This window comes from Streptomyces flaveolus (assembly GCF_000716535.1).
Classification (GTDB): domain Bacteria; phylum Actinomycetota; class Actinomycetes; order Streptomycetales; family Streptomycetaceae; genus Streptomyces; species Streptomyces flaveolus_A.
This window is the reverse complement of sequence record NZ_JNWV01000020.1, coordinates 231,081-244,371: the sequence shown is the minus strand read 5'-3', so window position 1 is coordinate 244,371 and position 13,291 is coordinate 231,081. Positions and strand designations below refer to the sequence as shown.

Annotated in this window: 10 protein-coding genes; 7 read left to right on the top strand and 3 right to left on the bottom strand. The window is 74.5% G+C overall.

Translation table 11 applies throughout. From position 1 onward, the window contains the following. The first annotated feature begins 140 nt into the window (after positions 1–140). Complete coding sequence (locus OO52_RS22740) at positions 141–1,154, top strand: DUF2278 family protein (RefSeq protein ID WP_030645683.1); 1,014 nt, start codon at positions 141–143, stop codon at positions 1,152–1,154. Positions 1,155–1,169: 15 nt separating this feature from the next. Here the strand turns inward: OO52_RS22740 and OO52_RS22735 are convergent, their stop codons facing one another. Further along, positions 1,170–1,937, bottom strand: coding sequence for a polysaccharide deacetylase family protein (locus tag OO52_RS22735; RefSeq protein ID WP_030645681.1), 768 nt, complete (start codon positions 1,935–1,937; stop codon positions 1,170–1,172). 178 nt (positions 1,938–2,115) lie between these two features. On the opposite strand from OO52_RS22735, the gene OO52_RS22730 reads away from it, so the two are divergent. The 5 genes from OO52_RS22730 (at position 2,116) to OO52_RS22710 (ending at position 10,148) form a co-directional block, all read left to right on the top strand. After that, on the top strand, positions 2,116–3,807 hold the full coding sequence (locus tag OO52_RS22730; RefSeq protein WP_030645679.1) for a trypsin-like serine peptidase: 1,692 nt from the start codon (positions 2,116–2,118) through the stop codon (positions 3,805–3,807). Further along, entirely contained in the window at positions 3,804–6,074 is a 2,271-nt protein-coding gene (locus tag OO52_RS22725; protein WP_030645678.1) for a serine/threonine-protein kinase, read from the top strand. The genes OO52_RS22730 and OO52_RS22725 overlap by 4 nt, the downstream gene beginning before the upstream one ends. 71 nt (positions 6,075–6,145) lie before the next feature. Continuing rightward, positions 6,146–7,747 (top strand): VWA domain-containing protein, encoded by a 1,602-nt coding sequence (locus OO52_RS22720; RefSeq protein ID WP_030645676.1) that lies wholly within the window; start codon positions 6,146–6,148, stop codon positions 7,745–7,747. Beyond that, on the top strand, positions 7,744–8,832 hold the full coding sequence (locus tag OO52_RS22715) for a hypothetical protein (RefSeq protein ID WP_030645674.1): 1,089 nt from the start codon (positions 7,744–7,746) through the stop codon (positions 8,830–8,832). Before OO52_RS22720 ends, OO52_RS22715 begins: the two co-directional genes overlap by 4 nt. Then, positions 8,829–10,148, top strand: a complete 1,320-nt coding sequence (locus OO52_RS22710) for an ABC transporter substrate-binding protein (RefSeq protein ID WP_030645672.1) — start codon at positions 8,829–8,831, stop codon at positions 10,146–10,148. Before OO52_RS22715 ends, OO52_RS22710 begins: the two co-directional genes overlap by 4 nt. A gap of 51 nt (positions 10,149–10,199) precedes the next feature. Here the strand turns inward: OO52_RS22710 and OO52_RS22705 are convergent, their stop codons facing one another. Further along, positions 10,200–11,042 (bottom strand): patatin-like phospholipase family protein, encoded by an 843-nt coding sequence (locus tag OO52_RS22705; protein ID WP_030645671.1) that lies wholly within the window; start codon positions 11,040–11,042, stop codon positions 10,200–10,202. Positions 11,043–11,163: 121 nt separating this feature from the next. Between OO52_RS22705 and OO52_RS22700 the strand changes: the two genes are divergently transcribed. Beyond that, on the top strand, positions 11,164–12,300 hold the full coding sequence (locus OO52_RS22700; protein ID WP_030645669.1) for a winged helix DNA-binding domain-containing protein: 1,137 nt from the start codon (positions 11,164–11,166) through the stop codon (positions 12,298–12,300). A gap of 111 nt (positions 12,301–12,411) precedes the next feature. Here the strand turns inward: OO52_RS22700 and OO52_RS22695 are convergent, their stop codons facing one another. Further along, positions 12,412–13,203 carry a S1 family peptidase gene (locus OO52_RS22695; RefSeq protein WP_030645667.1) on the bottom strand — a complete coding sequence of 264 codons (792 nt, stop codon included), beginning with the start codon at positions 13,201–13,203 and terminating at the stop codon, positions 12,412–12,414. Positions 13,204–13,291: the final 88 nt, after the last annotated feature.

The window sequence follows — 13,291 nt, the reverse complement described above, 5'->3', positions numbered from 1 at the left end:
TCCCGCTCGCGTAGCAGGTGTCCGTGCGGAGTCGTATTCTGGAACAGTGGGTGCGCGGGGCGGCGCCACGGGGATCCAGCTTCTGCGCTACCGGTCACGGGCCGGTCCAACAGCCCGTTCTCACGGGGGAGTCGATCGCCATGCCGGTGAAGAACTACGGCGTTCTCATCGCCCGTGTCGTCGAGACACGGCGTGAGGGCGCGCGGGAGACACCGCACTACCAGATCCACCTCACGGACGACCACGGCACGCACTACCGCGCCGCGGTCAACGTGCTCTCCCAGGAGCACCCTTCCGAACTGCTCTACCTGGTCGCCGACGACTTCCGGCACCCGCTGACCGCCGCCCTGGAGGGCCTGCCCGGCGGCTGGAACACCCTGCCGGCCGGCCCCGGCGGCCCGACCCTCGACTTCGTGCGCGGCAACCTCTTCGACCCGGCCGGAATGCGCACGCTCCCGCCGGACGTCGAGGGACCGGACAACGACCTCGCCGACCTCCTCGACCACTACGTCCAGCGCGCGGTGGCGGACCCGGAGGCGCGGGCGTACGTCTTCGGCTCCCGCTTCGGCCCCGAACCCGCCGTCAAGGACAAGGTGTTCGGCTTCCTGCCCGGCAACGGCGTGCACGACGTCCACATGAACCAGGGCAACAGCCGCCGGTTCAAGGGCGACGACGGCGTGTGGCAGGACGGCGGGCTTCTGCTGCGGTTCCCCGCGCAGTCCCGCTGGGTCGGCATCTTCCTGGCCTTCCAGAGCCAGTCCTGGCACACCGACGACACCACCGGGCACACCCTGGAGGACGTCGACGGCACCCGGCCCACGACCGGCGCGCAGCCCGTGATGATCGTCGCGGCGATGGTCAACCCGAAGGGGGCCGCTCCCGAGGCGGAGACCGTGACCCTCCTCAACGCCTCGCCGGACACCGTCGATCCGACCGGCTGGCGGATCGTCAGCCGCCTCGGCCACGGCTCGCCGGTCCCGGCCACGGCCCCGCTCGCGCCCGGCGAGTGCCTCACCGTGCCGCTCACCGCGGACACCCCGCTCGGCAACCAGGGCGGCGAGATCACACTCCTCGACGCGGCCGGCCTGAAGGTCCACGGCGTCTCCTACACCGCCGAGCAGGCCTCCCGCGAGGGCTGGTCGGTGGTGTTCTGAGCGGGCGGACGGGTCCTAGGGGCGGTACACCTTGCCCGGCTCGGCCTTGCCGGGGGCCAGCAGCTGGGGGACCGTCACGAAGACGTAGCCGCGTGCCTTGAGCGCGTCGATGATGCCGGGCACGGCCGGCACGGTCCCGGGGTAGATGTCGTGCAGCAGGATGATCCCGTCCCGGGACGACTGGTCGAGGACCCGCTTGGTGATGAGCGCCGAGTCGTTGGTCGTGTAGTCCTTGGCGGTGACGCTCCACAGCACCTCCGCCAGCCCCAGCTCCTTGCAGATCCTGTGCACGTCGGCGTCGGTGCGGCCCTGCGGCGGGCGCATCAGCGTCGGCTTGTGCCCGGTGAGCCGCTCGATCGCGTCGTCGGGCCGGTTCAGCTCCTCACGTATCTCCTTGTCCGAGATCCGGGTGAGGATCTTGTGGTCCCAGGTGTGGCTCGCGACCTCGTGGCCCTCCGCCGCCATCCGCTTGACCAGCTCCGGGTACTTCTCGATGTGCCGCTTGCCGAGCAGGAAGAAGGTCGCCGGGACCTTCTTCTCCTTGAGGATGTCGAGCAGCCGCGCCGAGTTCTCGCTGGGGCCCGCGTCGAAGGTGAGCGCGATGCACTTGGCCTCGCGGCAGTCGACGGTCCCGAACCGGGCCGGCGCCCCGTGGGCCGCCGCGGCGCGGGCGGTGCTCGGGGCGGTCGTGTCGACCTCGGCGCAGCCGGACAGGGTCAGCGTCAGGCAGGCGGCGGCGGACGCGAGCGCCCAACCGCGCAACCTTCGGCCCGTCCCGCGCATCTTCCTGGGTGCGTAGGTGGTCGCGTGCGTCGGCGTCGGGCTCGTCCCGCTGGTAAGAGGCATGCCGGGACTATACACCGCGTGTATAGACCACGTTCGAATCGTGGTGTCCGGCTTCCGCAACAACCCCGTGCACACCAGTAGTACCGGGAGTGGTACGCGGAGTAACCTCAGGTCCATGACGCGCACGGGGGAGCGAGTCGTCGCATCGCGCTTACGGACACCGTCCTGGATCGCGCGCATCGAGACACCGGACGGCCGGGTCCTGGGCGCGGGCGTGCTGCTCGCCCCCGAACGGGTCCTCACCGCCGCACACGTCGTCAGCCCCGGGCACCGCTACACCGTCCGCCTGGTCGGCGTCCCCCACCTGGCCGCCGTGGCCGCCACCGTCCGCCCGGACGAACACGTGCCCCAGAGCGAGGACACCTTCGGCGACCGCAGCGGCGACCTGGCCCTGCTGCGCCTGACCGCACCCCTGCCGGCCGAGCACACCACGCGGCTCTACCGGCTCGCCGCCCCCCACGGACCCGTCAGCATGTACGGCTTTCCGCGCGGCGACGACGGCGGCCGCTGGCACGGCGCCACCCTGGTCGCCGCGCGCGGCCGGGACAGCCAGGTGCAACTGCGCCCGCTCACCCCCGAGGAACTCGCCGACGACGGCTTCAGCGGCGGCGGCGTCGTCGACCACGCCACCGACCAGGTCATCGGCATCGTCCTGAGCGTGGACGAGGGGCCGGGCTCCGCCTTCAGCTACATGAGCCCCACCGAGACCATCCTCAGCCATCTGCCGCAGGCCGCCGCCTGGACCGACGGCGCCGAGGCCGTCGACCCCCGGCTGCGCAACCGCACCGGCGCGGCCACCGGCCGGCTCGACGTCCCGTTCGCCACGGAACTCGCCTCCTGGTTCCGCGGCGAGGGCTGGCCGGTGCTCGTCACCGTCGTCCCCGCACGCGGCGACCGCGCCTGGACCCTGCAACGGGCCGTCACCCTCGCCGACCGCGAACTGCGCACCCACCGCAACACCAGCGCCGTCAGCCACGACCCGCCCGAGACCGTGCCCCCCGCCGGCGCCCACGACCTCGCCCTGGACGTCAAGGGACTCACGGCCGCGGAGGTCATGGACCGGATCGCCGAACGCCTCGGCATCCGCGACGACCCCCGGCCCGAACGGCTCGGCACCCTGCGCCTCCCGCTCGCCGCCGTCCTGGTCGCCGTCGACGAGGCCGCCGAACCCGACGCCCTGCTCGGCCTGCTGGACCGGCTCGCCCGGCAGGGCGCGCGGCTGCTGCTGGCGTTCCGCGGCCCCGGCGAACGGGTGGAGCAGGCCGCGGAGTTCCTCGTGCACCGGCCGCTGCGCGAGCGCTGGGCCCGCCTGCGCACCGAACTCGACCGGATCACCGACGAGTTCGGGCCGGCGCTCGACGCCCGCCGGGACCGCGTACTGCCCCCGCCCGGCACCCGGCAGCTCATCGACCGGGCCGAGGCCGGCGTCCGGCGCAGCCGGATGCTGCGCGCCTGGATCGACCACGCCCCCGACCAGGAACGCGGACCCGCGCGCGCCGGACGGCTGTTCACCTTCGAGGACGCCGTCGGCCGCCGCCGGCGGCGCCTGGAGCAGGCCGTCGGCCTGCTCGACGCCCGGCTGCGCCGCCGCGAGGAGCTCCTCGGCCGCGTCGGCGCCGAGTGGCCGCTGTGCCGGCAGCGGGCCGCCGCGCAGGGCGACCGGGTCATGGCGGCCTACCGGCTCTACGAACAGGCCGTCTCGCTGCTGCGGCAGACCCCCTGCGACATCGAGCGGGCCGAGGCCGCCGTCGAGCGGTTCGTCGGCTTCTGCTCCGCCGCCGCACCCGGTGAGGAGGGCGCCCCGTGACCTCGTGCATCCGGCCCGGCTGCGCGGGCCGCATCATGGCCACCGGCTACTGCGACACCTGCGGCCACCGGCACGCCGAACCGCGCACCGCACCCCCGGCCCGGCCCCCGGCCGGCTCCGCCGAGGGGCCCGAGCCCCCCGGTCCGGCGGCCGTGCACGCCGTCGCCGGCATCGGCGAACTCGACCAGCACGGACTGGTCGTCCTGCCCGACGTCCCCGTCCCCGACGACGTCCTCGTCGAGGACCCGCGACCGCCCGCCGGGGGCCGCCGCTGCGGCGCGAACGGCTGCACCATGACCATCGGCATCGGCTACGGCGGCCAGCCCGCCCGCGACACCGGCCGCTGCCCCCGCTGCGGCACGCCCTACTCCTTCCGGCCGCAGCTCACCAGGGGCGACGTCGTCGCCGACCACTACGAGGTCCTCGGCTGCCTCGCCCACGGCGGCCTCGGCTGGGTGTACCTCGCCGAGGACACCCGGGCCGACGGCCACCGGGTCGTCCTCAAGGGCCAGATCAACGTCCACGACGCCCTCGCCCGCCGCACCGCCGTCGAGGAGCGCCGTTCCCTGACCGACCTGCACCACCCCGACATCGTCCGCATCATCACCTACGCCGAGGACCGGGCCCCCGGCCGCTCACCCACCGGCTACCTGGTCATGGACTACATCGGCGGACGCTCCCTGCAACAGCTCTTCGACGCCGACGACGTCGAGCGGATCTTCCACGGCCGCCCCCGGCTCGACCACGTCCTCACCTACGGCTGCAAGATCCTCGGCGCCCTCCAGTACATGCACGAACGCGGCCTGCTCTACTGCGACATGAAGCCCGCCAACGTCATCCACTTCGGACGGGCGATCAAGGTCATCGACCTCGGCGCCGTCCGCGCCATCGGCGACCGCACCTCCGCCTACGTCCACACGGCCGGCTTCGCCCCGCCCCAGGAGGAGATCGACCGGCGCGGCTGGCACGTCGACAGCGACCTCTACACCGTCGGCATGACCCTCCAGGCCCTGGCCCGCGACACCGAACCCGCCCGCGGCCTCGCCCCCGACTCCTTCCGCCGCCTCATCGCCCGCGCCACCCACGCCGAACCCCGCGCCCGGTTCCGCTCCGCCGCCGAGATGTCCCGCCAACTCTGGGAGGTCCTCCGCGAGTTCCGCTCGCTCCAGTTCGGCGAGCAACTGCCGGAGAGCTCCACCCGGTTCCGCGCGACCGGCGCCAGCCTCGACGCCGGACTCGGCGCCATCCCCGCCCTGGACCACTGGACCACCCGCCCCGGCGAGCGGCCCGCCGGCCTGGACGTCTCCCCGCCCGCCGCCGCGGAGGTGGCCGGCGCCCTGCCCGAGCCGCTGCCCGACCCCGACGACGGCGCCGCCCTGCTCCTGGACACCTTCCCGCCCGACGCCCCCGACCGGGTCGCCCGGCAGTGGCCCCGCGAATCCCGCCTCGGCACCCCCGAGACCGCGCTGTGGCTGTGCCGCGCCTACCTCAGGAAGGGCGAGCAGCGGGCGGCGGAGAGCTGGCTCGCCGAGGCCGAGACCCAGCTCGGCGAACGCGCCGCCGCCCATGACTGGCGCATCGCCTGGCACCACGGCGTGCTGCACCTCAGCAAGGGCGAGGTGGAGCCGGCCGGCGCCCGCTTCGACGCCGTCTACCGGGCCCTGCCCGGCGAGTACGTGCCCAAGCTCGCCCTCGCCTACTGCGCCGAACACACCGGCTCCCGGTCCACGGACGGCGGGCGCCCCGCGCGGGCCATGCGGTACTACGAAGCCGTCTGGAAACGGGACTCCGCGCACACCGCCGCCGCGTTCGGCCTGGCCCGCGGCCACCTGGCCGGCGGCGACCGGGACGCCGCCGTCCACGTCCTCGACGAGGTGCCCGCCACCTCCCGGCACTACGACGCCGCCCGCATCGCGGCCGTCCGCGTCCGCGCCGGCATCCTGCACGGCGACCCGCCCACCCCGGCCGGTCTGCGGGACGCGGTCCGGCGGCTGCCCGTACTGCGCCTGGACGGCGGCGCGACGGCCGGGGAGTCCCGGGCCCGGCTGGTGGCGGAGGTCCGCGAGAACGCCCTGCACGGCCGGCCCGCCCAGGGCTGGGGACCGGACTTCCCCGCCGGGGACCTCCTCGGACCCGGGGACGAGGACAGCCTGCGCACCCTGCTGGAGCACTCCTTCCGGCAACTGGCCGCCCAGGCCCGCACCGCCGGCGAACACGGCCGGCTCCTCGACCTGGCCCACGCGGTCCGGCCGATGACCACGTTCTGACCCCGCACGGCCCTCCGGAAGCACGACGCCCGGAGGAAACGACCTTTCGGACCACTTGGGAAGAGGCAGCGATGACCGTGGCCGAGGAGACCGAGGTGACGCTCGCGGTCGGCCAGCAGAAGGAACTGCCGGTCGCGCCGGACCCCGCCGGGCGGCACCCGGACCCGGAGATGCACGCCATCCTGGAGATCGGGGTCAGGAGCCAGGGCCGCCCGGGACATTCCGGCGCGCCCGTGCCCGGCACCGGGCCCGCGCTCGCCGAGGTGCTGATCGTCGACACCTCCCGCTCGATGCTCCACCCCGCCGCCAAGCTGCACGCGGCCAAGGACGCCACCGTCGCGGCGGTCCGGATGCTGCCCGACGGCACCGCGTTCGCCGTGCTCTCCGGACGGTTCGACGCCACCCTCGTCCACCCCGGAGCCGGCAGCGGGGTGCTCGCCGTCGCCGGTCCCGGCGAACGCGAGGCCGCCGAACGCGCCGTACGGATCCTGGACGCGGACGGCGGCACCGCCATCGGGACCTGGCTCGACCTCGCCCGGTGGCTGCTCAAGGACCACCCCGCCCCGGTGAAACACGTCCTGCTGCTCACCGACGGGCGCAACGAGCACGACCACCGGGCCGCCATGCCCCTGGAGACCGCGCTCGACGCCTGCGAGGGCCGGTTCGTCTGCGACGCCTGGGGCATCGGCGACGACTGGGACGCCGAACTGCTGCTGCGCATCACCCGGCGGCTGCACGGCCGCGCCCGGGCCGTCCGCGCCGAGTCCGAACTGACCGCCGCCTACGAGGAGCTGGTGGCGGGACTGCTCGGCACGGCGGTACCCGAGCTGCGCATCCGGCTCACCCCCACCCCGGGCACGGTGATCCGGCAGGTCAAGCAGGTGGTGCCGAGCGAACAGGAACTGCCGCCCGTCCCGGCCGGCTCCGGCGGGCGCGGCGCGGAGTACGTCACCCGGGCCTGGGGCGACGAGGTACGGCACTTCCAGGTCGTCCTGACCGCCGACCCGACCGGCCGCGAGACCGGCGAGGACCTCCAGCTCGCCGCCGTGGAGATCGCCGTACCCGACTTCGGCCGGCCGGTACGGCTGCCCGCGCCGCAGCCCGTCCTGGTGCGCTGGACCGACAACCCGCTGGACGCCTCCGGGCAGCATCCCGGGGTCCGCCGGCACGAGCTGTACCAGCAGGCGAGCGCCGCCGTCGCCGGTGCCTACCGGGCCTGGCTGCGCGGCACGGACGGCCGGGACACCGCGGACCGGGAACTCACCCGCGCGCTCGCGCTGGCCGCCGAACTGGGCGACGCCCAACTGCTCGGCGCGCTCCGGCTGATCGAGGCCGCACCGGGCACCGGCCGGGTCCGGACCGGCCTCAAGGACGTCGACTGGCAGCACCTGATCCTCTCCAGCGCCCTGACGACGCCACCGGAACAGCCGGCGGCGGGCCCGGGGGAGGGGCCTGCCGCCGCGCGGAACGCGGCCGCCACCCCGCAGGGCTCCGGCACCCCGCCGGAATCCGCCACCCCGCTCGGAGTCACCCCGCCGGGGTCCGCCGTCGCGTCCCTGCCCGTCCGTCCCGACGGCCTCATCGAGTGTCCGGGGTGCAAGTGGCTCGGTCCGGCCGACTCCGTCTACTGCGGCGGCAAGTGCGGCCGGCCGCTGAGAGGGGCGCCCGCATGACCACCGGCAGGGGGACGACGCCCGGTTCCGCGACCGGCGCGCAGCCGACAGCCCCGTCCACCCCACGCCCCGCACGGGCGCGCCCCGCCGACCGTCGCGTCCCCGGCAGGGCGTCGCGCCGCCTCGCCCGCCTGCGGGCCCGGCTCCCGGGTGCCGGGCCGCGCCCGGCGGACGGCGGCAGCACGACCGCCCATGACCTCGCCGTCCGGCACCGCCTGCTGCTGGCCCTGTCGGCCCTGCTCGCGCTGTCGCTGTTCGTGTCGTACCAGGGTGTGCACGGCGACGCGAACCCGCTGCGCACCTCCAGCGCCCCCGCCGTCCTCTCCCTGGACACCGCCCTGTACGCCCTCGGCGAGGCCCAGCGGGACGCCGGCGCGCCCGCCCCGACCAGCGACTTCCAGAAGCAGATCTCGGTCGCCGTGCAGAGCCTGTCGGCCGCCGCGGCGGCCGACGACGTGGGCGGACCGGCGGGCCGGCAGACCCTGCAGACGATCGCCGGGCTGATCACGGTCTACGCGGACAAGGTCCAGAGGTCCCAGCTCCAGCCCGACGGCAGCCTGTTGCGCGAGGCGTACCGCAGGTATGCCACCAGCGTCCTGACGGAGAAGGGCTCGGGCATACAGGACCGGCTGCGGGCACTGCAACGGCAACAGCGGGCGGCCGTGCACCGGCAGACCTCGTTCGGCCCGCTGCTGTGGCTCGCCTGGACCGTCACCCTGCTGCTGGCCCTCGCCCTGGGCGCCGCGCTGCTGGAGACCCAGCTCTTCCTCCGCCGCCGCTTCCGGCGCCGGTACAACCGCCAACTCCTCGCCGCCCTGGCTCTCTCGGCGGCCGGTGTCGGCACCGCCGTGCTGTTCACCGTATGGACCCAAGCGGGGATGGCGGACACCCGGCACCTGCTCGACAGCCCGCTGCCCGGGCGGCTCATACCCGACGCGGGGCGGGACACCGCCTCGTACCTGGCGCACACCGGCTTCCGCGCGTCGGCGGCGGTGTGGATCCTGATAGGAGGCGTCCTGCTGATGGCACTGGCCGAGACGGGCCTGCGGCGGCACATCGACGACTACCGGTTCAGGCCCCGGTGAACGCGCACCCCGGCGGCTCCGCGACGGCCGCCCCCGGCACCCGGTTCCGCCCCTCCCGCCGCCTGGTCCGCATCGTCACGGTGGTGGCGAGCTGCCTGGTCGTGCTGGCGGCGGCCGTCGTGGTGGGCGTACGCGCCCTCGGGCAGGAGCCGACCGTCACCCTGCTGGCCAACTGGACCGGCGAGGACGAGGAGAACTTCCGGAAGGCGGTCATCGAACCGTTCGAGCGGAAGCACCACATCCACGTCGACTACCAGGGCAGCAACGCCGAGAGCCAGGTGCTCGGCGCCGACGTCGAGGCCGGGACGCCGCCCGACGTCGTGGTGCTCACCGGCCCCGGCGAACTCGCCGAGTACGCCCGGCAGAAGCACCTGCTGCCGCTGGAAGACCTGGTGTCCCAGGCAGACTTCGGCACGTCCTGGGCCATGCCGCTGGCGGACGGGCACGTGTACTGGTTCCCGCTCAAGGCCGACCTGAAGAGCATCGTCTGGTACCCGGCCGGAGTGGGGGAGCAGGAGCGGAAGCAGGCGGTGCACCGGCCGGCCGCGTGGTGCGTCGGCATGGGCTCCGGCGCCACCAGCGGCTGGCCCGGCACCGACTGGATCGAGGACATCCTGCTGCAACGGTACGGTCCCGGCGTCTACGAGCAGTGGGCGCGCGGCGAACTGCCCTGGGCGTCGAAGCAGGTCGAGACGGCCTGGACCACCTGGGGCGACCTGGTCGGTGCGGGAGGCGACCCGCACCTCGTCCGGCGCGCCCTTCAGACCCCGTACGACGCGGCGTCGCGACCGGTCACCGCGAGCCCGCGGGGCTGCACGCTGGAGCACCAGGCGTCGTTCATCCGGGGCCGCCAGCACGCCTGGAAGGACGTCGACGGCCGCTACCAGCCCTCCGCCCAGCTCCTCTCCGGCGCCCCCGCCAACCGCGCGTGGGAGGTCTCCGGGGACCTGGTCGCCCTGCTGCACGCCACCCCGCCGGCCGAGAAACTGATCCGGTACCTGGCCTCCGCCGACGCCCAACGCGCCTGGAGCGCCCAGCAGTCGGGGTTCTCCGTCCACGCCGGCGTCCCGCCCGCCGACGACACCGACCCGGACTGGCGCCGCTCCCTGGCACTCACCCTCCGCGACCGGCGGGCCGTGCACTGCTTCGACGCCTCCGACGCGATGCCGCCCGCGGTACGGGACGCGTTCGCTGAGGCGGCGATCGAATTCCTCGCCCACCCCGGGCACCTGGACGAGCTCCTGCACTCCCTGGACACCCTCAGCGCCACCCGGGGCCTGACCTGGCTCCCGTCGGTGTGCGACCGCGCGCCGTGACGTCGTGGTGTGCGACCGTGCCCCGGGAAACCGTCGGCGTACGGGAAGTGCTCAGCCCCGTGCCCAGGGCAGTGCGAGCGCGCGGCCCTGGGCGCGGCCCGCCTCGGCGGCCGGGCGGCGGGTGGCCGGGTCGAGGGCGTTGTCGCCGATCGCCGCGGCCGACGCCTCGTCGGGAGCGACGACCACGACCTCGGCGCCGCCGGCGCGCAGCTCCGCCACGGACCGCTCCAGCGGCCGCTCGCTGGGGAAGGGTTCGGTGGTGCCCAGCGGCACCAGCACCAGCACCCGGTCGGATCCGGCGGCGAGGTCGACGTTGGCGACGGACCGCACCCCGCCGTCCACGTACCGGCGCCCGTCGATCGTCACCGGCGGCCACACGCCCGGCACGGCGCAGCTCGCAGCGACCGCGTCCACCAGCGGCACGCCCGAGGCCCGGTCGAAGACCCGCGGCTCACCGCTCTCCGCGTCCACCGCGACGATCTTCAACGCCCGCTCCGGCCACCCGTGCGAGGGCAGCCGGGACTCGATCACCGCGCGCCGCTCCGCCTCGGGGACCGTCCGCGCCTCGAGCGCCACCCGCCCGACCGCGCGCCGCAACTCCGTCATGGACGCCGTCGTCTCCATGGCCGCGCCGATCTGCGCCGCGAACTTCTCCAGGTCCATCTCGGCCATGATCTCGGCGGCCTGCAAGGCGGGATCCACCTGCCGGGCGTACAGCTCCTCCAGACCCAGCCCGCTGCCCACCTGCGCGGCCACGGTGGACCCGGCGGAGGTCCCCACGAGCAGGCCGGCACCGGTCACGTCCCGCCCGGCCTCGGCGAGCCCCGTCAGCACCCCGGTGATCCAGGCGATCCCACCCACACCCCCGCCGCCCAGCACCAACGCCTCGCCCATGTCCGCCCCTTCCGAAGAACCAGCCCGCGATCCACGCGTACGACACCACAGCCGGCGGCGGAGGGACAACCGCGGGGCATCGAGGACAGGCGCTGTCCGCCAAGGGCGTTAGCGTGCGCTCATGACCCAGAGCAGCGGTAGGCAGAGCAGCGTCCGGAGCGGTTCGGGACGTGCGGCGGTCATGGACGTCCGTGCGCTGAACCGCGCCACCCTCGCCCGGCAGCTCCTGCTGACCCGGTCCGCGCGGCCGGCCGGGGACGCGGTGAGTCATCTCCTCGGCCTCCAGGCGCAGAACACCAGGCCGCCGTACTACGCCCTCGCCGCCCGCCTGGACGGTTTCACACCGCAGCGGCTGTCCGCGCTCATGGCCGGCCGGGACGTGGCCCGGATGGTCACCCTGCGCTCCACGATCCACACCCACACCGCCGACGACTGCCTCACCCTGCGGCCCTTCGTCCAGCCGGCCCGCGACCGCGAGCTGGGCAACTTCCGCACGGGGCTGGCCGGCGTCGACCTGGACCGGCTCGCGGCCGTCGCCCGGGAACTGGTGGAGGCCGAGCCGCGGACCATGGCCCAGTTGCGCGCGGCGCTCGGCGCCGAGTGGCCGGACGCCGACCCGCGGGCCCTCGCCGTCGCCGCCCGCTGCACGCTCCCCCTCGTCCAGGTCACCCCGCGCGGCCTGTGGGAGGAGAGCGGCCAGGTCTCCCTCACCACCGCCGAGCACTGGCTGGGCCGCCCCTGCGAACCCGCCCCCGCGCCGGACGCCGTGGTCCTGCGCTACCTCGCCGCCTTCGGCCCCGCCTCCGTGCGGGACATGCAGACCTGGGCCGGGCTCACCCGCCTCAAACCCGCGTTCGAACGCCTGCGCCCGCGGCTGCTGACCTTCCGTGACCCGGACGGCGTCGAACTCTTCGACCTCCCCGCCGCCCCGCGCCCCGACCCGGCCACCCCCGCACCGCCCCGCTTCCTGCCCGAGTTCGACAACCTCCTGCTCGCCCACGCCGACCGCACCCGTGTCGTACCGCCCGCGCACCGCGGCCGGCACTGGCAGGGCAACCAGGCCCACCGCACCCTGCTGGTCGACGGTTTCCTGGCCGGTCTGTGGAAGCTCGACGGCGACACCCTCGTCATCGAGACCTTCGCCGAGCTGGACAGGGCGCGCAGGGAGGAGGTGACCGCGGAGGGGGAGCGGATGCTCTCGGTCATGCACCCGCGCACCGCGTACGACATCCGGTTCGGGGACGTCGTACGTCGGTGAGCTCGCCGGCGAGGCGACCGGAGCGGTGGAGAGGGGGCGTTGCGGGCCGCTCGTGGTGGCCCGCAACGCCCCCCGGCCGTCACCCGAGCGGTGCTCGGGAAGTCTTCCGGGTCACGAGTCGACCTGCGCGGTCACCAGGTCCGAGAAGGTGGTTACCCGGGTGTAGACACCCGGGTAACCGGCCTCCGCGCACCCCTCGCCCCAGGAAGTGATCCCTGCCAGGGCGCCCCCGATGAGCAGGGGACCGCCGCTGTCGCCCTGGCAGGTGTCAACGCCGCCGGACGTGTATCCGGCGCAGACCATGTCGGACTGGACGAAGTCCGAACCGTAGGAGGAGCGGCAGCTCGAGTCGGACACGATCGGGACGGTCGCGGTCCGGAGCTGGTTGGAGGAGCTGCCGCTCTCCGAGGTGGTCCCCCAGCCGAGGATGCGGGCGGTGGTGCCGGCCGCGTACACGCTCGTCTGGGAGGAGGAGACGTACTTCGCCGTGGTGTACGGCATCGACGTCGAGAGAGTCAGCACGGCCACGTCGTCGCCGTTGGTGGCGTCCGTGTAGTCCGGGTTGATCCAGATCTTGCTCACCCGGCTCACCGTGCCGTTGGTGCCGTTGAGGTAGGTCCGGCCGCCGACCACGCGAACGCTGCTCGTGGTCTCGCCGACCATGCAGTGCGCGGCCGTCACCACCTTCTTGGGCGCCACCAGGGTGCCGCCGCAGAACTGGTTCTGGGACGCGTCCGTGATCTGCATCATGAACGGGTACGCCGTCGTCGTGGTGGTCGTACCGCCGACGATGGGCTGAGGCGCGGCGCTCGCCGTGGGGGAGGCGAGCAACGCGGACGCCGCCGCGGCGGCGGTGGCCACCACGGTCGCGGCGGTCTTTCTTGCACGTGTGAGCCCGAACATGAGTCTCCTCAGTGGGGGTTGCACCGGTGGGGGGTCGCGCGGGTCTGTGTGGGGGGTCTGCATGGGGCGGGGGCACCCCCGCTCGAGC

Excerpts from the sequence above, each read along its gene's own strand:
- OO52_RS22740 (WP_030645683.1), top strand. The coding sequence starts at position 141 with ATGCCGGTGAAGAACTACGGCGTTCTCATCGCCCGTGTCGTCGAGACA.
- OO52_RS22735 (WP_030645681.1), bottom strand. The coding sequence starts at position 1,937 with ATGCGCGGGACGGGCCGAAGGTTGCGCGGTTGGGCGCTCGCGTCCGCC.
- OO52_RS22730 (WP_030645679.1), top strand. The coding sequence starts at position 2,116 with ATGACGCGCACGGGGGAGCGAGTCGTCGCATCGCGCTTACGGACACCG.
- OO52_RS22720 (WP_030645676.1), top strand. The coding sequence starts at position 6,146 with ATGACCGTGGCCGAGGAGACCGAGGTGACGCTCGCGGTCGGCCAGCAG.
- OO52_RS22715 (WP_030645674.1), top strand. The coding sequence starts at position 7,744 with ATGACCACCGGCAGGGGGACGACGCCCGGTTCCGCGACCGGCGCGCAG.
- OO52_RS22705 (WP_030645671.1), bottom strand. The coding sequence starts at position 11,042 with ATGGGCGAGGCGTTGGTGCTGGGCGGCGGGGGTGTGGGTGGGATCGCC.
- OO52_RS22700 (WP_030645669.1), top strand. The coding sequence starts at position 11,164 with ATGACCCAGAGCAGCGGTAGGCAGAGCAGCGTCCGGAGCGGTTCGGGA.
- OO52_RS22695 (WP_030645667.1), bottom strand. The coding sequence starts at position 13,203 with ATGTTCGGGCTCACACGTGCAAGAAAGACCGCCGCGACCGTGGTGGCC.